Genomic DNA, 22,831 nt, shown 5'->3' with positions numbered 1-22,831 from the left:
AACACCATTGCCCGTCTGCCTTTGGCAGACCAGTACCATCTTGTTTTGCGGCCGGAGGGGTCTCAATTGAATTATCTAGTTGTATTCAGATTGTTTTCCGTATAAAAATATAAATATGAAAAAGGTACGGAAAAAATTCCAGTGGATCGATATCGGAGAAGATGCCAGGCGGCAATATATCGATGCGCAGGCGACGTTCACGGCCTGGGAGGATGCCCGAAAAGCTGCTTCCGAAGTACGTGGAGGCATGTATTGGAAGCGACACGGGGAAACGGAATACTTGATTCGGACTTCCCCCAGCAACGCTCAAAAAAGTATCGGTCCTCGCTCCGAGAAGACGGAACAAATCTACCAACATTTTACTGCCAGAAAAGCCGAGGCAGAGCAAAGGCTCTCAGACCTTACCGGCGCGCTTGAGCGACAACAGCGGATGAACCGGGCGCTTTTTGTCGGCCGGGCGCCCCGCATCCTCATCGACATCCTCAACAAACTCGCCAAAGAGGGGCTATCGGAGTATTTCACTGTCATCGGCACTCACGCCCTCTATGCTTATGAAGCTGCTGCAGGCGTTGGTTTTGGAGACGCGGCCGCATTGGCAACCCAGGACGTCGATCTTCTTCTGGACATTCGGAAGCGCCTGAGCTTTATCACACAGATGAGCTATGTGGGTACATCAATGCTGAAGCTGATCCAGAAGGTGGATCCCACCTTCGAAATCCGTGACGACCAGAAACAGACCGCCGTCAACAGCAAGGGCTTCGAAGTCGATATCATCAGAAGGGAACCGAAGGACGGTGATCCCCACCCGTTGCGGCTGACCGACGAGGATGATGAGCTCTATGCGGTACCGGCACGTAATGCAGGTCTGCTACTCGATGGGCCTCGATTTTCGGCGATGATCGTCTCCTCGACCGGCCACATGGCAAGGATGAACACCATTTCTCCGGTGACCTTTGTCAGATTCAAGAGATGGTTGGCAGAGCAGCCTGAACGAGACACTATGAAGCGCCAAAGAGATGTCCTTCAAGCCAATATGGTCGAAGAACTGATCGCCGAATACCTCCCCCACCTCCAGCCATAACGTTTCAAGGCGCTAGCGCCAGCAACGACCGCTGTCGCCGCTGGCCGCTGGTTGAGCACCAATCTTCAACCCACAATCTGGTCTCTGTTTCTAACGAAACGTATTGCTGCTACTAAGCACCATTGCCCGCCTGCTTCTGGCAGACCAGTACCATCTTGTTTTGCGGCTGAAGGGGCTTGTTCTGCAGCTGGATCACCGAAAAGCCGATCGATTCCACCAGCTGTACCAACTGCCGGAGGGTGAATATCTGCTTGTGGCGAAACGGCATGGGAGAATAGAGGGATTCGAGGAAAAGGGAGTTCCTGCCGCCGCTCAGGCGATACGACAATTCGCTGATCCGGTAAAAGAGCGCGTCCCGGCGAGGGGTGTCGAGAAAGAGCCAGCCACCGGGCCTGATGACGGTATGGGCGTCCCGCAGGGTTTCGGCGGGGAAGTTGACATGCTCAAGCACATCCCACAGCGTGACCGCATCGAAAAAGCCTTTGAAACCCTCCTGCCAGTGGCTGGCATCGATGGTCTCCCCCAGCAGCTCGATGCCGAATTTTCGCTGGGTGAACTCCCGGAAGACCGCCTGCGGTTCGATGCCGTGCACCGTGGCGCCTTCTTCGGTCAAAAGATGGGGAAACACCCCGGCGCCGGCGCCGATATCGAGGCAGCGGGCCCCGGACAGGGAAAGATGGCGCTTGACCAGCTGCAGGTTCTTCCTGAGCTGCTTCTCGTTGCCGGGAAGCCGGCTTTCTATGTAGTTCCAGGCCTTCTGGTCGAGGGTCTGCGCGGAACCGCCCCGGGGCCCGGACGGCATGTCGTCCAGATGGTCGATATAGTGAAAGCCGCACGCCGGGCAGGCGTAAACCGTCGCCTTTTTCAGGGTGTATTTGGGCTTGGCGCCGTTTTTCGCGCACAGCTTGCATCGGCTGAAATCGTACATGTTCCGTTGTCACTCCCCTCTGCATCGGCAGAGATGCGTCGTTGCGATGACGATGAGATCCATGTTGCCCGGAATCAAGGGGGAAGCGGAGTCTCGCGACCTTCCCCGCTGCCTGCCGGCCATTCGATGCTGCCGACCAGGCGGATGAAATAATCAGGGATGCGGGTGGTAAAGGTCAACCGTTTTCCGCTGACAGGATGGGTGAACGAGATCGAACCGGCATGGAGCGCCAGGGTCCCGTGCACCTCGTTACCCCTGCCGTATTTCCTGTCCCCGACCACGGGGTTCCCCTTTTCCGACAGGTGGACCCGAATCTGGTGTTTGCGCCCGGTGAGCAGCCGGATCTCCAGCAGGCTGTACCCCTTGGCCTCCTTCAGTACCGTATACTCGGTGTGGGACAGCTTTCCCAGGGCCGGGTCAGGGGTCGAATAGACCGTAAGGGCGCTGTTCTCGGCCAGGTAGCTGCTGATCGTCCCGGCCTTTTCCGCCAGTCTTCCGGAGACGACCGTGAGGTAGCGCTTGTCGGTCTCCTGCCAGTGTTCCTGCAGATAGATCTTGGCTGTTTCGCTCCTGGCAAAGATCAGGATTCCGGAGGTCTCCCGGTCCAGGCGATGGACGATGTAGACCCGGTTGCGGGAGCGGGGATCGCCCCTGCGCACGTACTCGTTGAGGATGGCATGGGCCGTTCTCGTCTTGTCCCGGTCCGTCCCTATGGTCAGAAGGCCGGACGGCTTTTCCGCCACGATGATATCCCTGTCCTCGTAAAGGATGGTAAGCCCCTTGGGCTGATATCTGGCTGGCGGGCGTTTGGCAACAGGCATGGGAGCCTTTCTCCCGGTCTGGCGGCGCGGGCACGGGGGAAAAAGGAACGCCCCCGGCTGCAGGGGCAACCGGGGGCGTTCCTGTGTGACTGCGGGCTGCTGGTTACAGTCCGAGCTGCTTGAAGAAGTCGTTCCCTTTGTCGTCCACCAGGATGAATGCGGGGAAGTCCTCGACTTCGATCTTCCAGACTGCTTCCATGCCGAGTTCGGGGAAGTCGATGCACTCGACCTTCTTGATGTTCTCTTCGGCCAGAACCGCTGCCGGTCCGCCGATGGAGCCGAGGTAGAACCCGCCGTGCTTCTTGCAGGCATCGGTTACCTGCTGGCTCCGGTTCCCCTTGGCGATCATGATCAGGGAGCCACCGTTTGCCTGGAGCAGATCGACGTAGGAGTCCATCCGGCCGGCAGTGGTGGGGCCGAAGGAGCCTGATGCCTTGCCCGGCGGGGTTTTGGCCGGCCCGGCGTAGTAGATCGGGTGGTTCTTGAGATAGTCGGGGAGCGGCTTGCCGGAGTCCAGGATCTCCTTGAACTTGGCGTGGGCGATGTCGCGGCCGACCACGATGGTGCCGTTCAGCAGGAGCGGTGTGGAGACCGGGTGCTTGGAGAGCTCGGCCAGCACTTCCTTTATTGGCCTGTTCAGGTCGATCTTGACGCCGTGGCCATGCTTGCCGCGATACTGGTCGGGGATGAGGCGGCCGGGGTTGCGGTCCATCTCTTCGACAAAGAGACCGTCACGGCTGATCTTCGCCTTGATGTTGCGGTCGGCGGAACAGGATACCGCCATGCCCAGCGGGCAGGAGGCGCCGTGACGCGGCAGGCGGATGACGCGGATGTCGTGGGCGAAGTACTTGCCGCCGAACTGGGCGCCGATACCGAGTTTGTAGGCCTCTTCCAGCAGGATCTTCTCCAGTTCGAGGTCGCGGAATGCCTGTCCGTGCTCGTTCCCTTCGGTCGGCAGTTCGTCGAGGTATTTGGCGGAGGCGAGCTTGACGGCCTTCATGCAGGCATCGGCAGAGGTGCCGCCGACGACCACGGCGATGTGGTAGGGGGGGCATGCGGCGGTGCCGAGGTACTTCATCTTGGAGACCAGGAACTTGACCAGGCTATCGGGGGTGAGCAGCGCCTTGGTTTCCTGGAAGAGCATGGTCTTGTTGGCAGAACCGCCCCCTTTTGCCATGAAGAGGAACTTGTAGTAATCGCCGTCAACGGCCTGGATGTCTATCTGGGCCGGCAGGTTGGTGCCGGTATTGATTTCCTTGTACATGTCCAGCGCCACGGTCTGGGAGTAGCGGAGGTTTTCCTCGGTATAGGTTTTGTAAACCCCCTTGGAAAGGAATTCCTCGTCCTTGCCGCCGGTCCAGATCTGCTGACCTTTCTTGGCGACGATGGTGGCGGTGCCGGTATCCTGGCAGACCGGCAGCTCGAAGTTGGCGGCGATTTCGGCATTGCGGAGGAACGCCATGGCAACACCCTTGTCGTTCATGGATGCTTCGGGATCGCGCAGGATCTTGGCAACCGACTCGTTGTGCTCGGGGCGCAGCAGGAAGGAGACGTCGCGCATGGCCTCGTTGGCGAGGATGGTCAGCGCCTCGGGGCAGACCCGTACCACATCCTGACCTGCAAACTGCTCCACGGTCACGTACTTTTCCGATCCTTCGATCTTGCGGTACTTGGTTTCGTCTTTGGCGAGGGGGAACGGCTCCTGGTAAACAAAGGGTTTTGTAGCCATAGCATCTTACTCCTTTCCTGGGAATATCCGCTTCAACAAGCGATGCCTGTGTATGCTGTATACACTTTCGTCGGAATAATATTGGAAAAATCTGATTTTGTCGAGAGGGAAGTTTATCCGGCTCCGGAGAAGGGTGGATAAGGGGTACAGCAGGTTGCGGATTGCTCCCGGCAGGGTATCATCTACCTGTAGTCCAATCACTGTTCGATCTGTCCGAGGAGGCATCCATGAAACTGCACGTACTGCTGCTGACCCTTGTTGCCGCACTGCTCCTGAGTTCACCCGTCGCCTGGGGAGCGGCCCCCGACTGGGACCTGATCGACTCGTCCGATCAGTTCGATTTTTTCCACGATATGGCGGCAAACGTCACAACTCCGGAAGGGTTGGTCATCGTAACCTTGAAGGCGGTCTACACGCCGGAGGGGAAGCAGGATGCCCAGAAAATCCTGGAGAACGACAAGCGCTATGCCGAACTGGCCTTTACCCTCTATACCTATGATCTCAACTGCGAGGCCGGTACCTCGCGGCTGCGTGGGGTGGCTCACTTCGACAGCAAGGGGGGGAAGATCACCGAGTTCAATCTGGCCGGCAAGACTGCATGGGAGGAGATCCCGCCCGGTTCGCGGCTCGACCTGGTGCAGGGGCAGGCATGCCCGACGCCTGCCGAACTACCGGCGCCAAGGGCTCCAGAACCTCCTGCTGCCAAATAATGGCGGTTGTGGAGCTCCATGCATGCATGAAAAAAGCCCGCCGGGAGGCGGGCTTTGCTGTGGGAGCTCCTATTTCTGGCTCAGCGCCAGGGCCTGGTCGATGTCGGCGATGATGTCGTCCTGGTGTTCGATCCCGACCGAGAGCCGGATCAGGTCCGGGGTGACGCCGGAGGCGTTCTGCTGCTCCTCGGTGAGCTGGCGGTGGGTGGTGGAGGCGGGATGGAGCACGCAGCTGCGCGCATCCCCCACATGGACCACCAGGGCGACCAGCTTGCAGCTCTCCATGAAAATCTTCCCGGCCGTTGCCCCTCCCTTGATGCCGAAGGTGAGGACGCCGCTGGACCCCAGGGGGAGATATTTCAGGGCACGGTCATGGCTCGGGTGGCTTTCCAGACCGGGGTACTTGACCCAGCTGACGGACGGGTGGCTCTCCAGGAACCTGGCCACGGCCAGGGCGTTGTCGCTGTGGCGCTGCATCCGGAGCGGCAGGGTATGCAGCCCCTGGTTGAAGAGGAACGAATTCATCGGGGCCGGCGTCATCCCCAGGTCGCGCATGAGCTGGACCCTGGCCTTGACGATGTAGGCGGCCGGTCCGAAGGTCTTCACGTACTGCAGGCCATGGTAGCTGGTATCGGGCTCGGTCAGCTCCGGATAGTTGCCCCCTTCCCAGTCGAAGTTGCCGCCGTCCACGATCACCCCGCCCACGCTGGTGGCATGGCCGTCGATATACTTGGTGGCGGAGTGGACCACGATGTTGGCGCCGTGCTCAAAGGGGCGGCAGAGGTAAGGGGTGGCAAAGGTGCTGTCGATGATGAGCGGCACGTTCTTCTCTTTGGCAATGGCGCTGAACTTGGCGAAGTCCAGCACATTAAGGCCGGGGTTGCCGATGGTCTCGGCGAAGAGCGCCCTGGTATTGGGCCGGAACGCCTTGAGGATCTCATCGATCGATGCCTCCGGGTCGACAAAGGTCACCTCGATCCCCATCTTGGGGAGGGTGGAGGCAAAGAGGTTGTAGGTGCCTCCGTAGAGGGTGCTGGCGGTGACGAAGTGCTGGCCGGCCTGGCAGATGTTGAAGATGGAAAGGGTGGTGGCTGCCTGGCCCGCCGAGGTGGCCAGGGCGCCGACGCCCCCCTCCATCATGGCCAGTTTCTGCTCGAAGGCCTCGCTGGTGGGGTTGCCGAGCCGGGTATAGAAATGCCCCGGCACTTCCAGGTCGAACAGCTTGGCCATGTATTCGGCGCTGTCGTATTTGAAGGTCGTGCTCTGGCAGATGGTGACGACGCGCGGTTCACCCGGCTTGGGGGCATACGCCCCCTGGACTGCCTGGGTCTCGATTTTCCACTGGGTGCTCATATCTTTCCTCCACGGGATAGTGACAGCAGATTTCTGAGAAAACGGATCAGCATCATAGCAGATTAGCGCGAAGAGCGGAACAGGAAACCTGCATGCGCTCATGCAGGGAAACAGGTTGGAGGCTGTGGCATGGTTGAGCAGAACGAACTGCAGGTATTGCTGGAAAAGGGTGAACTGGACAAGGCGCGGGAACTCTGCCTTGCTGCTATCGAACAGGAACCGGGGAAGTCGGTTCATTATCTCAACCTGGGGCGGATCTATGTCCGCACCGGCCGGAAAAGGGAGGCGATCCGCACCTTTCGCGACGGTCTGCTCTTTGAGAACAACCAGCGCATAGTCGACGAGCTGACCGCTCTCGGCTGGCGCGACCTGCCGGTCTTTCCGTCGCTCGGGCGGGAGCACTGGCTCAATCGCCTGCTGGGGCGGATCAGGTCGCTCTTTTCCTAGCCCGCGGCAGGGGGAGCCGGCATCTATCAGGTTGTTCAAAACCAGTCAGATCGTCGCACCCGCAGAAAGCCCCGCGGAGGCGTGGCAGCGCCACGCCGCACAAGGCGGCTTTCGAGGACGGCGGCGAGATGGCTGGTTTTCAACAACCTGCTACAAGAACTCCTCGAAGTAGTCCAGGTCCTTATGAAAGGTCTCTTCCAGCCGCCAGAGGGAGAAAAGGGCAACGGCCATGCAGACCCCCCCCACCACCAGCGCACCCCGTTCCAGGCCGAACTGCTGGCGGCAGAACTGGAACATCAGGGTGATCGGCACCACCATGCCGCGGACGAAGTTGGGGACCGTGGTGGCGACGGTGGCGCGCAGGTTGGTGCCGAACTGCTCGGCGGCAACGGTGACGAAGATGGCCCAGTAGCCGCTGCCGAAGCCGAGGAAGGCGCAGATGGTGTAGAAGTAGAATGGCTGTACCTCGAAGGCGACGAAGTACCAGGCGATCCCCAGGATTGTGAACCCCAGGAAGATGAGGACGACCTTTTTGCGGCTCTGCAGGCACTGAGAGAGCATGCCGCTGGCCAGGTCGCCGAAGACCAGGCCAAGGTAGCAGAACATGACCGCGTTCCCGGCCGATACCGGCCCCGTTACCTGCAGGGACTTGGCGAATTCCGGGGAAAAGGTAATGAGCACCCCGACCACGAACCAGGTGGGGACGCCGATCAGGATGGAGTGGATGTAGCGCCCGAAGCGGTGCCTGTCGGTGAACAGGGCGAGGAAGTTCCCCTTGGCGACGTTTTTCCCCTCCATGCCCTTGAACATGCCCGATTCGGCCACGCTGATCCGGGTGATCAGCAGCAGGAGCCCCAATACCCCTCCGATGTAGAAGGCGGTCCGCCAGTCGAAGGATTTTGCCACGATGTTGGCCAGGATCGCCCCGGAGACACCGATGGAGGCGACGATCATGGTGCCGTAGCCCCGCACGCTCTTGTGCAGGACCTCGGCCACCAGGGTGATGCCGGCCCCCAGCTCACCGGCCAGGCCGACCCCGGCGAGAAAGCGGAGCGCGGCATAGGCCGGCAGCGTCGAAACCATGCCGTTCATGATATTGGCCAGGGAATAGAGAAAGATCGAGCCGAACATGATCTTCAACCGCCCCTGCCGGTCCCCCAGCACCCCCCAGATGATCCCGCCGATGAGCATCCCGGCCATCTGCATGTTGAGCAGGAAGACCCCCTGGTCGATCAGGCCCTGGCCCGACAGCCCGAGCGCCTTGAGGCTCGGCACCCGGACGATACTGAACAGCACCAGGTCGTAGATATCGACAAAATAACCAAGGGCGGCAACGATGACCGGTAGGGTGAGGGCGGCGCGGATGCCGGCGGCTGAAGAGGGTTGGCTGGACATGGCGGACCTCGCAAGGGGGGTGGGGTGCGTGAGCGGTTCAGTCCCTTTCATAAGTCAGCCGGCCGGGGTTTGTCAAGGATTGATGAGCCGGCAAGAGGATGAACGACAAGTGGCGCGGGGTCGATGACCCCGCGCCACTGGCGTTGCGGCATGGCGGTGCGGGCCTATGCGCCCATGGCCGCCTTCAGGTCTGCGTCCACGGTGGTGATGGGGCCGATGTTGAAGTTCTCCACCAGGAAGTTGAGGACGTTGGGGGTGACAAAGGCCGGAAGTGACGGCCCGAGCTTGATGTTCTTGATCCCGAGGTGGAGGAGCGACAACAGGATGACCACGGCCTTCTGCTCGTACCAGGAAAGGATGAAGGAGAGCGGCAAGTCGTTGACGCCGCACTTGAAGGCGCCTGCCAGGGCCACGGCGATCTGGACCGCCGAATAGGCGTCGTTGCACTGCCCCACGTCGAGAAGCCGGGGGATGCCGCCGATGTCGCCGAATTCGAGCTTGTTGAAGCGGAACTTGCCGCAGGCGAGCGTCAGGATGACCGTGTCGGCCGGCGCCTTCTCAGCGAATTCGGTGTAGTAGTTGCGGCCGGATTTGGCGCCGTCGCAGCCGCCGACCAGGAAGAAGTGCTTGATGGCACCGCTCTTCACCGCCTCGATCACCTTGTCGGCCACGCCGAGCACGGCGTTGTGGCCGAAGCCGGTCAGGATCTGCTGCCCCGGATTGTCCGGGAAGCCGGCACATTCCTGGGCCTTGGCAATGACTGCGGAGAAATCCCACCCCTCGATGTGGGTTACGTCGGGCCACTGCACCAGCCCCCAGGTGTAGAGCCGGTCCTTGTAGGAATCGGCCGGGCGCTGGATGCAGTTGGTGTTGAAGATGATGGCGCCGGGGAAGTTGGCGAACTCCTTGGCCTGGTCCTGCCAGGCGCCGCCGAAGTTACCCACCAGGTGGGAATACTTCTTGAGGCCGGGGTAGCCGTGGGCAGGCAGCATCTCGCCGTGGGTGTAGATGTTGATCCCTTTCCCTTCGGTCTGCTTGAGCAGCTCTTCCAGCATCTTCAGGTCATGGCCTGAGACCAGGATCGCCTTGCCGGCGCGGGTGCCGAGCTCCACCGGGGTCGGCACCGGATGGCCGTAGTTCTCCACGTGCCCGGCATTGAGGATCCCCATGGCGGTGATGTTCTGCTTGCCGCACTCCATGCAGAGCCCCACGAAGTCCATGAGACCCAGGTTGGCGTCGGTGGTGGCTGCCAGCGCCTTGTGGAAAAAGGCCATGACCTCTTCGTCGTTCTTGCCCAGGATGAGGGCGTGGTCCATGTAGGCTGCCATCCCCTTCAGGCCGTAGGTAAGGATCTCGATGACCGAGCGGATGTCTTCGTTGACATGGAGTGTGTTGAGGCCGTGCTCCTCTCCCTGGCGAATCAGTCCTGCCTGGTCGGCAGCCGGGGTCCAGGTGGCCTGGGGTGCGGCGATGGCGGCGGGTGTGGCGCCCTTGGCCTGGCAGGCCTGCTCATAGAGGGCCTTGGCCTGGTTACGCACGTCGATGCTCGCGCGCACCGCCTTCTCGATCTGGTTAGGGTCGAAATCCACGTTGGTGACGGTGGTGAAGAGCCCCTCGACCACGAAACGGTCGATGGCGTCGTTCTTGGCCCCCAGCTCGCGCGCCTTGGCCGCATAGAGGGCGATCCCCTTCAGTCCGTACAGCAGCAGATCCTGCAGTGCCGCTACGTCGGGTTTCTTGCCGCAGACCCCGGAGATATTGCATCCCACGCCATTGGCTGCCTGTTCACACTGATTGCAAAACATTCCCATACTCATTCCTCCTCTTTGAGAGTTGATTGTCGGGTGAATACCACCACTATATCTCTATCTGCCGATGAAGCAACCGCCTCTTTGAGACCAACCCTATCCGATTTGTCCCTTCCATTCCTTGACGTGGGTCAAGAGAGTGCGGAAAGCCGAAAATTAGGCAACGGCCGGATGGGGAGGCTCTGTGCTGTTGACATCCGGTGGCTGCGGGATAGACTGTGGCTGACATCGGCAGCGGATGGGCTGCCGGGGAAAGGGGGGTCTGGATGAAACGATTGATGACACGTATCGGGGTGATCGGGCTGTTCGTCTGCTGTCTGACCGCGGCCATTGCCGCTGCCGGGCAGGAACCGCTCCGGGTGGGAATGGAGCTGGCCTATCCCCCCTTCGAGATGACCGACAAGAGCGGTTCGCCGAGCGGGGTCAGCGTCGATCTGGCCCACGATCTGGGGAAGGCCCTGGGGAGACCGGTGAAGATCGAGAATATGGCATTCGACGGCCTGATACCGGCCCTGAAGACCGGCAAGATCGACCTGATCATCTCCTCCATGACCGCCACCGAGGAGCGGGCCAGGTCCATCGATTTTTCCGACCCCTACCTGCAGACCGGCCTCTGTCTGCTGCTGAAAAAGGATTCTCCCGCCGCGACGATCAGGGACCTGGACCGGCCCGGCCGCACTGTGGCGGTGAAGAAGGGGACCACCGGCCATCTCTATGCCGCGAAGAACCTGAAAAAGGCCCGTCTCCTCGTGCTGGACAAGGAATCGGCAGCGGTGCTGGAGGTGGTGCAGGGGAAGGCCGACGCCTTCATATACGACCAGATGTCCGTCTACCAGAACTGGCAGCGCAACCGGGCAACCACCCGCGCCATCCTTGCCCCGTTCCAGAAGGAGTCGTGGGCGATCGGGATTCGCAAGGGGAACGAGCCGCTGCGCCGGCAGATCAACGACTTCATCCGGAGCTACCGCTCGTCCGGCGGCTTTGACCGGCTGGGGGACCGCTACATGAAAGAGATGAAGCAGGAATTCAAACGTCTCGGCTATCCGTTCTTCCTCTAGGCGGTAAAGGAGTGTCCGGGATATTCTCACTGCTGACACAGCGCCGGGGAGAGGCCGGCCCGCTCGCCGCTCTGGCGCGCCTCATCTCCTGGCTGCTGGTCTTCCTGGCAGTGGGAGGGGTCTTTACCTTCGCATTCGGCCAGCTCCAGTACGGCTGGAACTGGGGCGCCATTGCCGACTACCGGCAGAAGCTCTTCAACGGCTGGCTGACCACCATTGCCATCTCGTGCGTGGCCCTTTTCACCAGCCTGGTGGTCGGCCTGGTCGCTGCCCTGGCCCGTCGCTGCCCCTTCCTGCCGGTCCGGTACACCGGCACCCTCTACGTGGAGCTGATCCGCGGGACTCCCCTCTTGGTGCAGATCCTGGTCTTTTTCTACGTGGTTGCCGATGCCTTCGGGATCGACAACCGCTACCTGGTCGGGGTGATCACCCTGTCGCTGTTTGCCGGTGCGTATATCTCCGAGATCATCCGTGCAGGGATCGAGAGCGTCGGCGAATCCCAGCTGGAATCGGCCAGTTCCATCGGCTTGACCCGCGGCCAGATCTACCGTTTCGTTATCTTCCCCCAGGTGGCCCGCCAGTTGATCCCGCCGCTGGCAGGGCAGTTCGCCTCCATCATCAAGGATTCGTCGCTCCTCTCCATCATCGCCGTGAGCGAGTTCACCCTCAATGCCCAGGAGGTGAACGCCTACACCTACAGCACCCTGGAGAGCTACATCCCCCTTGCCGTCGGCTATCTCCTGCTCACCCTTCCCATCTCGCTGGCCAGCAGAGCGCTGGAACGGAAATACCGCTATGCGCATTGAGCTGGTCGGCATAGCCAAGCGGTTCGGCGAACACCAGGCCCTCAAGGAGACCACGCTCGCGCTGCCCGAAGCCCATGCCGTGGCGGTCATCGGCCCGTCGGGAGGGGGGAAGACCACGCTGCTCCGGCTCATCGCCGGACTGGAGATCCCGGACCAGGGGGAGCTGTTCATCGACGGCGAACGTCTGGAATCGGGGCAGGCGGCGCTGCTCAGGCACCGGCGGAGCATCGGCACGGTCTTCCAGTCTTTCAATCTCTTTCCCCACCTGTCGGCGCTGGAGAACATCATCCTCCCCCTGGAAAAGGTCCACGGCTATGCGCGGCCGGCTGCCCGCGACCATGCCATGGCTCTCTTGGAGCGTTTTCAGCTCGCTCCCCATGCCGGGAAACGGCCGGCAGAGCTTTCAGGGGGGCAACAGCAGCGGGTGGCCATTGTCCGGGCGATTGCCATCAAACCGCGATTTCTTCTCTTCGACGAGCCGACCTCGGCACTCGACCCGGAGATGACCGCCGAGGTGCTGGACGTGATCGGCGAACTGCGCACAGAAGGGCGGGACCTGATCATGGTGACCCACCACATGGGGTTTGCACGGAGCGTGGCGGACCACTGCCTGTTTGTCGGCGAGGGGGAGATCCTGGAAGAGGGGCCGGCGCCGGACTTTTTCGCCGCTCCCCGCAGTGAGCAGCTCCGCAGCTTTCTGGCAAAGATCCTCAAATACTGATGACACCCTGTTCCCTGCCGATCTGGAGGGGAGCACGGTCAATCCTTGCGCCGTTCGGCATTTCTGCGATACTCTAGAATGATGACGACCAACAACACGGACCTGCTGCATCAGCCGATTCCCCGGCTCCTCCGCCAACTGGCCGTGCCGGTGGGGGTCGGGTTCTTTTTCAACACCATGTTCAACGTGGTGGATACCTTCTATGCCGGCCGGATCTCCACCAGCGCCATTGCTTCGCTGGCGCTCTGCTTTCCGCTGTTCTTCGTTATCATTGCCGTGGGGGTCGGCATCCTCATGGCCACCACGTCGCTCATCGGCCACGGACTCGGCGCCGGGAGGCTCGAAGATGCCAAGCGGTATGCCGCTCAGGCATTTTCCTTTGCCCTGGTCCATGCCCTGCTGGTGACGGTAGCCGGGATTGTGGCGACCCCTTGGATATTCACCCGCATGGGTGCTTCGGGAGAGTACCTGGCGCTGGCGGTTGGCTGCATGCGCGCCCTGTTCAGCGGGTCGGTCTTCTTTCTGGGGAACTACGTCTGCAACGCCATCCTGAGCGCCACCGGCGATACGCGGAGCTTCCGCAACTTCTTGGTGGCGGGCTTTCTGCTCAACCTGCTGCTGGACCCCTGGTTCATGTACGGCGGGTTCGGCCTCCCGCCGCTGGGGCTCCCCGGCATCGCCTGGGCCACGGTGGCGATCCAGGGGATGGGCGGGTTCTACCTGCTGCGCCGGGTGATCGGCACGGGGCTTTTAACGCCCTTTTCCGCGTGGCACTTCATCCCGCGGAAGGATTCGTTTATCCGCCTGTTCAGCCAGGGGGTGCCGGCCAGCCTCAACATGCTCACGGTCTCCCTGGGGATTTTCGTCATCACCTGGTTCATCGGCCGCTACGGCACGTCTGCAGTGGCAGCCTACGGTATCTGCACCCGGGTCGAACAGATCGTCCTGCTGCCGGTCATGGGGCTCAACATTGCAACGCTGACGCTGGTGGCCCAGAATTACGGGGCAGGGCAGTTCGCGAGGGTCTCGGAAACGCCGGGCACGGCGCTGCGGGGGGGCTTGCTGCTCATGGCGTTCGGTTCAGTGGCGGTCTTTCTGGGGGGAGGAGTGCTGCTCAAGCTCTTTACCAGGGATCCTGAGGTGATTGCTGCCGGCATCGGCTATTTCCGCGTGAACGCCTTCGTGCTCGGCGCTTACGTGATCCTCTACATCAACAATGCGGCCCTGCAGGGGTTGCAGAAACCCGCCTTCGCCCTCTGGATCGGCCTTTTCCGCCAGCTGGCAGCCCCCCTGGTTGCATTCCCCCTGCTGGCGGGGTATCTGGGCTGGGGCCTGAGTGGGGTCTGGTGGGGAATCCTGCTGGTTACCTGGATCGCCGCAGCGATGTCGGTGATCTATACCCGTCACATGCTCAGGGTCATGGCGCGGGACGCAGCTGACAAACTGCTCCTGGAGGCAGCGCAGCCCGCGGAAGCGAGGTCGGATAGTGGCAGTTAGTGCGCTCATCATGCTGATGTCTCTGTTGGCGGCGATTCTCTGCACGCCGTTGCGGGTGCATGCGGCCAACAAGGTCGATCCGCCTGCCAGCACCGAGCCTCTGGCGCTGCCTGCATGGGGAGGTGTCATGCCGAACCTGGCCGATCGCCTGCGGGTGGGTGATACCTATGGCATCAGGCAGGTGTTCGAGCCGGACGTGGTGCTTACCACTGCAGGGCTCGGCCTGAAAAGCGGCGGCAGCGTGCTCTTTTCCCCGCAGTTCGGCTTCGGCCACGTCACCCAGCAGCGGGAGCTGGGCCGGGGTTACGAGGATGTCCTGCACCGGCTGCACGCCCGGGCTGGCGGTACGCTCCATCTCTCCGACTCCGTCTACCTCTCCGCGGCAACCAAGATCCCCCTTTACAACTATGAATTCACCGATCTCCGGACAACCGGTGGGGGAACCTTTCTCTCTGGGAGCGGCAAACACGACTACGAACTCTTCCGCCTGCCAACTTCAACCCTCACCTGGTCGGGTGAGATGGGGGTAAAGCTTGGCCGCCGCGTGGACTTCAACCTCTTCTACGACCAGAACCTGTTGAAAGAACAGTGGAAGTCCGGTGCGACCCAGCAGGAAGAGGTGATCGGCACCCGTTTCATCATCAGGTTCAAATGATGGAAGCCGACCGGAGGAAATGGAATGAACGCTATGCCGGCGCAGGCTTCCTGCTCGGGACTGGGCCGTCCACCTTCCTGGCGGAGAGCATCGACCTGCTGAAAAGCCGCTGCCCCGGCCGGCGTGCACTGGATATCGCCTGCGGCGAGGGACGCAACAGCATCTTCCTGGCCCAAAGCGGTTTCCTGGTCACCGGGCTGGACATCTCCGAGCAGGGGCTGGCAAAGGCCCGCCGGCGCGCTCGCAGCGAAGGGCTCACCATCCGGTTCCGCCGGACAGACCTGGAAAAGAGGACGTTTGCCGGCCCCTTCGACCTGATCGTCAACATCAACTTCCTCTTGCGCGGCCTGTTTCCCGTCATGGTCGAGGCCCTTTCCCCCGGCGGCATCGTCCTGGTCGAGACCCTGCTGGATGGCCCCCTTGCCCCGCCAACCACCAACCGGAGCTTTCTCCTCCAACAGGGAGAGCTGGAACAGCTCTTTTGCTCCCTGCCAGGTTCCATCCTGCACGCTTCCGAGTCTCCCCAGGCGTCATCTCCCTCTGCCCGCCTGATCTTTCAGAAAGAAGGATGAGGAATTCATTACAAAATAGTTTGAAACGGTGAAGTTCCACCGCACCACGTCGATATGGATACGTGGTACAGCAGGCTGGATCCGGGCAAGGCGAGGGGTACGAGCAGTTCATGGAGAGGCGGAACAAGAGCATAGCAACCGTCGCATCGGTCCTCTGCGCGGTGTTGCTGTTCCTGCTGGTGAGCAGCAAGTTCATCTTCCTGGACAGCTATGTCAGGGTGGAGGAAGAGCGGGCCCTGCAGGACCTGCAGCGGGTCACGAGCGCCATTGACAACGACCTCGGCTACCTGGACGCCTCGACAGCCGACTATGCCGGTTGGGACGATACCTGCCGGTTCATTGCCGACGGCGACCGGTCCTATATCACCAGCAATCTCGACGATCAGACCCTGATCCGGCTCCGCGTCAATCTCATCGCCTTCGTACGCCCCTCGGCCGAACTCGTTTATGCCAGATCCATCGATCTGAAGGAAGGGCGGGCCGTTCCGGTACCGGCAGACCTGATGCGGCATCTGGCACCGGGCGGCTGCCTGCTGCGACACGATAACCTGAAAAACGGCAGAACCGGGCTGATAACGCTTTCAGGCAGGCCGATGCTCGTGGCCTCCCGACCGATCATCACCAGCCAGTACCAGGGACCCATCCGCGGCACTCTCATTATGGGGCGTTATCTGGGCCAGGAAGAGGTTGCCCGGCTCGGCGGACTGACCCTCCTCCCCCTGCGGATACTCCCCACGGACGATCCTGCCCGGAAAGACCAACTGCTGGCCTGTACGACGAAGATCACCTCTATGGCCTCGATCCATCTCGATCGCGGGGAGGACCTTCTCGTCGGCCATATCCTGCTGAACGATGTTTATGGCCAGCCCGCGGCCGTGGTTCGCGTGGACCTGCCCCGGCAGATCACGCAGCAGGGGAAGCAGACCATCGGCTACTTCATCGTCTGGTTTATCATTTTGGCCCTGACTATCCTCTTTGTCAGCCTCCGATTCATGGGCAAGCTGCAGGCATCCCGGTTGCGGCGGAAAGAGACGGAACATCTCTACAGCTCGGTGGTTGAGCACGCTGCCGAGGGGGTTGTCCTGGTTTCCGTCACCGACCGGAAGGTCCTGGATGCGAACCACGCCGTGTCCGAGCTGTTGGGCTATCCCAAGAAGGATCTCGTCGGCAGGCCTTTCTGCGATTTCCTGGTCGACGACTGCACCCTGCTGGAGCTGCAGATGCAGCGGCTGGCCCAGGAACAGCAGGTTCCCTGGATGGAGATCAGCATCAGGTGCCAGGATGGGTCGATTGCCGTCATGGACGCCTGTGCCAGCCGCACCTCGGTCAGGGGGGAGCAGGTGGCCTGCCTGCTGCTGCACGACATCACCGAACGGAAACGGTACGAGGCCGAACTGATGCACCAGGCCAGCCACGATTCGCTCACCGGCCTGCCCAACCGCAACCTGCTCCGCGACCGCCTCGAACAGTTGCTGGCCCTCGGCGACCGGACCGGGCTGCCCCAGGCGGTGCTGCTCCTCGATCTCGACAACTTCAAGTACGTCAACGACTCCCTCGGTCATGCCGCTGGGGATGCGCTTCTCAAGCAGGTTGCCGGGCGGCTTACCACCATGACCAGGAGATACAATACCGTTGCCCGGCTCGGGGGGGACGAATTCGTCATCCTTCTTTCCAACATAACGACCGAAGAGGTGGCGCTGGTTGCCGAGCGGCTGGAACGCCAGTTCGAGAAGCCGTTCGACGTCGAGGGGCAGGAGGTGTTCGTGACGGTCAGCATCGGCATCAGCATGTCTCCCACCGACGGTACGACCGGGGACAAGCTGTTGAAGAATGCCGATATTGCCATGTATCTGGTCAAGGAACATGGCCGTAACAGTTTCAAGTTCTTTGCCGACGAGATGAACCGGAAGGTCCACGACCGGCTGGAACTGGAGTTGCAGATGCGCCATGCCCTGGAGCGGGGCGAATTCGTCCTCCATTACCAGCCCAGGGTGCGGGCTCACGACGGCGCAGTGGTAGGGATGGAGGCGCTTATCCGCTGGCAGCCTTCTGATGGCCCGCTGGTGGGTCCGGACCGCTTCATCGGGCTCCTGGAGGATACCGGCCTGATCGTCCAGGTCGGGGAATGGGTAGTGCGGGAGGCGTGTCGCCAGACCCGTGCCTGGCAGGAGGATGGCCTGCGCGGACTGCGGGTGTCGGTCAACCTGTCGGGGAGGCAGTTCAGTCAGCAGGGGCTTGAGGAGATGATAGCGCGGGCATTGCGGGAGAGCTTCCTGTTGCCCGATTTCCTGGAGGTGGAGATCACCGAGAGCATGCTGATGGGGGATGTGCAGCAGGCGGTGGGCAAGCTGGCAGGCATCAAGGAGATGGGAGTGCGGATCGCCGTGGACGATTTCGGCACTGGCTATTCGTCCCTTGCCTATCTGCGGCGCTTTCCCATCGATACCCTCAAGATCGACCGCTCCTTTGTGGCCGGCGTCATTACCGAGCCGGGCGATGCGGTGATCGCAAAGACCATTATCTCCATGGCGCATAACCTGAAGCTGGAGGTGGTGGCAGAGGGGGTGGAGACCATCGAGCAGCTGGAGTTCATGCGTGCTTACGGCTGCCAGGAGGTCCAGGGCTTTTTCTTCAGCAGGCCGCTGCCGCCGGAGGACTTCGCCGCCCTGGTCCGCCAGCGGCGCCAGGCAGAAAAAAATCGATAATTAATTTGACAATGCTAATAGTTCTGTTAAGCTGCAGCTACGAGCTGCTTCATTCCTTGTTGAAATGCATATGCCGCCGCTGTCCGGGCGGCATATGCATTTTGAGCGCCTCTATTTCTGGACCCAGCGGCCGTTGGGAAGTTGGGTCCACCATCCCGGTTTGGCCGCCTCCCGCTTGATCTCTGCATAGGTGGCCGCCGCCTTCCCCCTGATCTGGTTCAGCGCTTCCGCACTCTCCTTCTGCTTGTTGAGTTTCAGGATGGCCTTTGCCATGCCGTTCACCACGGTCTTGCGGCTTTCGTTTTCCGCCTTGATCAACGTCTCGTCCTGCGGGGTCATCTTGGTCTTATCCCGCACCGTGACCAGCCCCTGGTTGGTCAGTCCGATGGCGCCGCTCTCCAGCAGGGCGGTGATCTTCGGCAGGATTTTACTCATCTCATCGTATGCCTTGTCGACTTCGGGCATGCTGGCAAGCTCCACGGCCAGGTCGTCCGCGTAGTTTTCGGCTGCCTGGGCCTCGCCGACCAGGGCAAGGCGCGGCAGCCGGTCCAATAGCCTGCTCTGGGGCTTGGTCTCGGGCGGCGTCTGCTCCGTGGCTGGGGGGGGTACATCGGCACCCGGCTTATCGGCGCTCCCTTTCAGGAGCATCTCGTCCACCGATTTGTAGGCGTCCTTCACCGCCTTTTCGGGGAAATAGACATTGACGGTTATGATGGCGCAGGAAGCGAGCAGGGCGCAACCGCAGCTCAGCAGCAGCTTGAGGATCCTGGTTTTCATAGTGACCTCCTAAAGGGTAGTGATAAGCACTATACCACATGCCAGAGGGGTTGGCACCCCTGACAACTGCCGGCTATTCCTCCCATTTGAACTCCTGCACCGCGGGTGCGGCCGGGCCGGTATCTCCCGTGGAGGCCTTGCCCCTTGTTGCCGCCTCCTTGATGGCGTTGAAGAGGTTGTCCATGGCGATGCGGTTCTGGGCTTGTGCCACGGAGACGCTCAGGTCGCGGATTCCGAACAGGTTGGTGTGGGAGATGTCCAGGTTCTGGAAGGTCAGGTACCCCTGTTCCAGGGTGGCGCTGATCTCGGCCCGGTCATAGGTGCGGTCGTCGCGAAAGAAGAACCCGCTCAGCTTCTTGTTGGCCAGCCGCTGCAGGAACTCACGGCTGACGAGCATCTTTTCACCGTTCCCCTCCCGCGCCCAGAGCGTGGTGAATCCGGTCATTCCCCTGGTTTCCTTCCCCTCGCCATAGATGCTGACAATGCCGTCCACCCTGCCGGAAAGGTAGCCCCGGATCTTCGGGACGACGTTGCAGAGCTGTTTCAGGCTCAGGCTGTTGACGAGCAGGTCCCCCTTGTACTGCAGGCCCCGGTTCATGGCCAGATACCCCTTGCCCAGGATCGTTCCTTCGTAGAGTGAGGTCTGCAGGGAAACGATCTCGGTGATGCCCTGTTTCGCCTGCATCTGCACGAGCGTCTGCCCGAGTTCCAGCGGGCCGAAGGCGACCTTGTCGATGGTGACGCTGGCAGTCCCTTTCTTCTGCTGCCGCATCAGGTCGAGCAGGCGGGGATAGTTGGCCCGGCTGAAGCTGAGGCTGGATAGGGGGGGGGAGGCAACAGCGCCGGAAAGCTCGAAGGAGAGGGGGATGCTGCCGCTGATCCCGCTTGCGTTAAACTTCTGCGCCGCAAGGTCGAGCTGCACGCCATCCAGGAGGATGCTCGCCTCCAGGAGTTTTGCAGCGCCCCGCAGCGTCACGGTTCCGTTGGCGGCAACGTCGCCGGCCACGGTCGCCTCCTGCAGAACGCGGGGGAGGGCGTTGACGAACGGGTCGATCAGGCTGTTGAGCGGGATCCTGGCCAGCGAAACCGTGAATCGCCCTGCCCGCTCCGGCGAGGTGGCGTGCTCCAGCTCGCCCCGTGCACTCAGGCTGACCCCTTCTCCGGCGCTGAAGAGCGCCTCGTCCAGAGAGAGCCTGTCTCCTGCCAGGGTGGCTGCGAGCCTTGCCCCGGCACCGCTGAACATGCTCTTGTTCCCCGCACCGGCAAGGGCTATCCCGTCTGCGGCTGCGGTAAGGCGGCAGACAAGCCCCTTGCTCCGGGAGTAGCTGCCGCTGCAGGTTGCGTCCAAAAGCCCATTGGCGACGGTCACTTTTCCCGTTTTCCCGCCGAGCTTTGCCAGCTCGACAAGCCTGGCCCTGGTGAGCGCCAGGGTGAAGGTCGTCCCGTCGGCCGGCTTAACGGGGGCAAAGGCAAAGGTGCCGCGCAACTCTCCCCCCAGTGCGTTTCCCGCAACCGTGCCGTTGGCTGCTGTGCGGGAAAGGTCCATCCGAAGCCTGGGTGAGCCGATGGGGCTCCCCTTCCAGGCGAGCGCACCGCAGGCGGCTTCAACAGCCCCTTCGAGCCATTTACCGGTGCCGTCGGCCAGGTAGGCGCCGCGCAGGGTCCCGGTCACCCCTTTTGCTTCGACCTTCCCGGCGCGGATATCCGTCGTGCCGATCTCCAGGGTCAGGGGGTATCTCGTTGCCGTGCCGAGGCGCTCCTTTTGCGAGAGGAGGGCGGTCAGGCGGGCAATGGAACCGCTCGTCTTTCCGAGGGCGAAAGCAGCGTTTTCCAGGGTGACGGTTTTTCCGTCGTATCGGAAGCCGAGCTTTGCCTTTCCCTGATCCGCGCCGACGGAGATCGCCTTAGCACGGATGTCCCCGGTGGCGCCGATGACGCCGCTTTTTCTGGTCAGCCGGGTGTCGATGCGGCCGTTTGCCAGGGCAAAGGATTTCTCCCCTCTGGAACCCCTGACGCCTGACAGCCCTGCCGCAAGGGTTGCGCTAAAGTCGCGCGGCCCGACTCCCCTGGCGTCGAGGGCGCATGAGACCGTGCCCGCCGAGAGCCTGATTTTGAGAGATTCGGGAAGCGGGGGGAGATTGGCGAGCGATGTTTCGGGTATCCGGAGCGAGGCGGAAAGGGGAAGCGGTGCGGTCGGCCGGTAGCCGAGGCTTCCCGTAACCGGAATCCCGTTGATCGCGGCGGCAAAAGAGGGGATCTCCACTCGGACCGGTTTCAGCCGCGAGGAGAGGGCCACGCGAAACGGCGCATCCAGCCGTTGCAGCAGCGCCGGGCCATGGTGCGGCGCCGTGGCGAACCTGCCGGAGACGAGAAAGAGGTCCCTCTGCCGGGAGAGGGAGAGCGTGCCGGCGAGCCCCTCGACCAGCAGCAGCTTCTCCCGTGCCAGCCTGCCGTTGCGGAGGGTCACCTTTCCGGAGAGGTTGGTGATTCCGCGAACGGCGTCGCCGGAGATCCGGATCCCATCCCCCCCCAGCGTGCCGCCGATTTCCAGCCGGCCGGGCGCTCCTGCCGGCACGAGCGTTGCCATCCGGCCAAGAGCGAGCGGCTCGAAGCTGCAGGTGCAGGAGAACCTGCGCTGATGCCTCAAGTCTTCCACGCTGCCAAAGGCATGCAACCGGACCAGGTTGTTCAGTGCCAGGGTCAGTCTCTCCAGCTCCCCCCTGTCCTTGGCCGGGTTGTAGCGAGCGCTGAAGCTGAGGTCGGCCGCAAGGGGGAGTGGTGCGGTGCCCATGGCAAGGGAGAGTTCCCTGATCCCGAGTTCGCCTGTCATCTGCAGTTTGCCCCCTTGCAGCGAGGCGGTCGCCCGGAGGCTTCCCTTCCCCCCCTGGAGACGGGCCGGCATCCGGGCATGCAGCATGGAGGCCATGCCCCCTACGGAGAAGGCGGGGGCAGAGAGGGTCAGGTCGAATGTCGGTTTGGTGCCCAAGCGGGCCGAGCCGGTCAGTCGGAAAGGATCTCCGGCATCGTCCTCGAAGGTAAGCTCAAGGTCGGAATCGCTCGACCCTTTCGTGGCAAGGTTATGGAGCTTGAGCCCGATCCCTTTCACCTCCCGGTCGTTCACCCGGATCGAGCCGTCCCTGAGGGTCAGCTGGCTGATGATGATCTCCGCGCCGGGTTTCTTCTTGGCCAGGGTTTTGCCGGTGGATTTTTTTTTGCCGAACCGACGGAGGAGGTCGGAGAAATTCCAGTCGCCGGCGCTGTTTTTCAGGAGATGGAGCCGGACCCCTTCCAGGGAGATGAGGCGAAAGCTCCGTTTTGCCGTTGCCAGGGAGCTTAAGCGGGGTGAAACGGTGAGCTTCTCCACGGAAGCCAGGTTACCGGCGGCGAAGCCGGGCGGGTTGGCCAGGGTGACCCCTGTGAAGGTGAGGGTGGTGCCGGAGAGGTGCAGGCCGGTCACCCGTGCCGGCTGGTGCAGGACCGAGGTGATAAGCCGCGAGAGATGGGATGCTGCCAGGGGGGTGGAGAGGTAGACCTTGAGGGAGATGGCAACGAGGGCGAGAAGCACCGCCAGCGCAAGCGGAATGCGCCATGGAATCCTGCGGGCAACCTTGCCGCCGTTATCCGTTCCCGTACTGTTTGCCATCGGCCTCTTCTCCGTAAAGTGACTGTAGCCGGGAATCGCCTTGTTGGCAAGCCGCAGCGGGAGAATGTACCTGTCGGAAAAGGTCAGGCCCCGCTCTCCTTGTGGCGCAAGAAGGGCGGGGCCTG

General features: G+C 61.9%; 18 protein-coding genes. 10 read left to right on the top strand and 8 right to left on the bottom strand.

All coding sequences use genetic code 11. From position 1 onward, the window contains the following. The first annotated feature begins 79 nt into the window (after positions 1-79). Positions 80-1,081, top strand: coding sequence for a hypothetical protein (locus GJT30_15760; protein ID MSM41073.1), 1,002 nt, complete (start codon positions 80-82; stop codon positions 1,079-1,081). 112 nt (positions 1,082-1,193) lie between these two features. On the opposite strand, the gene GJT30_15755 is transcribed toward GJT30_15760, so the two are convergent. The 3 genes from GJT30_15755 to GJT30_15745 form a co-directional block, all read right to left on the bottom strand. Beyond that, positions 1,194-2,009 (bottom strand): methyltransferase domain-containing protein, encoded by an 816-nt coding sequence (locus GJT30_15755; protein ID MSM41072.1) that lies wholly within the window; start codon positions 2,007-2,009, stop codon positions 1,194-1,196. Between the two features lie 74 nt (positions 2,010-2,083). After that, positions 2,084-2,830 (bottom strand): RNA pseudouridine synthase, encoded by a 747-nt coding sequence (locus GJT30_15750; GenBank protein MSM41071.1) that lies wholly within the window; start codon positions 2,828-2,830, stop codon positions 2,084-2,086. A 103-nt stretch (positions 2,831-2,933) separates the two neighbouring features. Then, positions 2,934-4,559: a fumarate hydratase gene (locus GJT30_15745; protein MSM41070.1), complete on the bottom strand. Its 1,626-nt coding sequence runs from the start codon at positions 4,557-4,559 to the stop codon at positions 2,934-2,936. Positions 4,560-4,786: 227 nt separating this feature from the next. On the opposite strand from GJT30_15745, the gene GJT30_15740 reads away from it, so the two are divergent. Beyond that, positions 4,787-5,269 carry a hypothetical protein gene (locus GJT30_15740; protein ID MSM41069.1) on the top strand — a complete coding sequence of 161 codons (483 nt, stop codon included), beginning with the start codon at positions 4,787-4,789 and terminating at the stop codon, positions 5,267-5,269. Positions 5,270-5,338: 69 nt separating this feature from the next. Here the strand turns inward: GJT30_15740 and GJT30_15735 are convergent, their stop codons facing one another. Continuing rightward, positions 5,339-6,622 carry a bifunctional O-acetylhomoserine aminocarboxypropyltransferase/cysteine synthase gene (locus GJT30_15735; protein MSM41068.1) on the bottom strand — a complete coding sequence of 428 codons (1,284 nt, stop codon included), beginning with the start codon at positions 6,620-6,622 and terminating at the stop codon, positions 5,339-5,341. A gap of 129 nt (positions 6,623-6,751) precedes the next feature. Between GJT30_15735 and GJT30_15730 the strand changes: the two genes are divergently transcribed. After that, positions 6,752-7,069, top strand: a complete 318-nt coding sequence (locus GJT30_15730) for a tetratricopeptide repeat protein (GenBank protein ID MSM41067.1) — start codon at positions 6,752-6,754, stop codon at positions 7,067-7,069. A gap of 150 nt (positions 7,070-7,219) precedes the next feature. Here the strand turns inward: GJT30_15730 and GJT30_15725 are convergent, their stop codons facing one another. Beyond that, on the bottom strand, positions 7,220-8,464 hold the full coding sequence (locus GJT30_15725) for an MFS transporter (protein MSM41066.1): 1,245 nt from the start codon (positions 8,462-8,464) through the stop codon (positions 7,220-7,222). Between the two features lie 164 nt (positions 8,465-8,628). After that, a complete protein-coding gene (gene hcp / locus GJT30_15720) occupies positions 8,629-10,275 on the bottom strand; it encodes a hydroxylamine reductase (GenBank protein ID MSM41065.1) in 1,647 nt (548 codons plus the stop codon). Between the two features lie 263 nt (positions 10,276-10,538). Between hcp and GJT30_15715 the strand changes: the two genes are divergently transcribed. From GJT30_15715 to GJT30_15685, 7 genes are all read left to right on the top strand, one after another. Next, a complete protein-coding gene (locus GJT30_15715) occupies positions 10,539-11,330 on the top strand; it encodes a transporter substrate-binding domain-containing protein (protein ID MSM41064.1) in 792 nt (263 codons plus the stop codon). Between the two features lie 20 nt (positions 11,331-11,350). Then, positions 11,351-12,136, top strand: a complete 786-nt coding sequence (locus GJT30_15710; GenBank protein ID MSM41063.1) for an ABC transporter permease subunit — start codon at positions 11,351-11,353, stop codon at positions 12,134-12,136. Further along, positions 12,126-12,857, top strand: coding sequence for an ATP-binding cassette domain-containing protein (locus tag GJT30_15705; GenBank protein MSM41062.1), 732 nt, complete (start codon positions 12,126-12,128; stop codon positions 12,855-12,857). The genes GJT30_15710 and GJT30_15705 overlap by 11 nt, the downstream gene beginning before the upstream one ends. Positions 12,858-12,935: 78 nt before the next feature. Further along, positions 12,936-14,354, top strand: a complete 1,419-nt coding sequence (locus GJT30_15700; protein ID MSM41061.1) for an MATE family efflux transporter — start codon at positions 12,936-12,938, stop codon at positions 14,352-14,354. After that, the gene (locus GJT30_15695) at positions 14,344-15,009 is read left to right on the top strand and encodes a hypothetical protein (GenBank protein ID MSM41060.1); all 666 of its coding nucleotides are present in this window, start codon (positions 14,344-14,346) and stop codon (positions 15,007-15,009) included. Before GJT30_15700 ends, GJT30_15695 begins: the two co-directional genes overlap by 11 nt. Then, on the top strand, positions 15,009-15,581 hold the full coding sequence (locus GJT30_15690) for a methyltransferase domain-containing protein (protein MSM41059.1): 573 nt from the start codon (positions 15,009-15,011) through the stop codon (positions 15,579-15,581). Before GJT30_15695 ends, GJT30_15690 begins: the two co-directional genes overlap by 1 nt. A gap of 110 nt (positions 15,582-15,691) precedes the next feature. Continuing rightward, a complete protein-coding gene (locus tag GJT30_15685; protein MSM41058.1) occupies positions 15,692-18,286 on the top strand; it encodes an EAL domain-containing protein in 2,595 nt (864 codons plus the stop codon). Between the two features lie 111 nt (positions 18,287-18,397). Here the strand turns inward: GJT30_15685 and GJT30_15680 are convergent, their stop codons facing one another. Continuing rightward, positions 18,398-19,063 carry a DUF1318 domain-containing protein gene (locus GJT30_15680; protein MSM41057.1) on the bottom strand — a complete coding sequence of 222 codons (666 nt, stop codon included), beginning with the start codon at positions 19,061-19,063 and terminating at the stop codon, positions 18,398-18,400. Positions 19,064-19,136: 73 nt separating this feature from the next. Beyond that, positions 19,137-22,706 (bottom strand): DUF748 domain-containing protein, encoded by a 3,570-nt coding sequence (locus tag GJT30_15675; GenBank protein ID MSM41056.1) that lies wholly within the window; start codon positions 22,704-22,706, stop codon positions 19,137-19,139. Positions 22,707-22,831 lie beyond the last annotated feature (125 nt).

Origin of the sequence: Geobacter sp., assembly GCA_009684525.1 — a bacterium.
In the GTDB taxonomy this organism is placed as follows: domain Bacteria; phylum Desulfobacterota; class Desulfuromonadia; order Geobacterales; family DSM-12255; genus Geoanaerobacter.
This window is presented reverse-complemented; position numbering and strand designations above follow the sequence as displayed.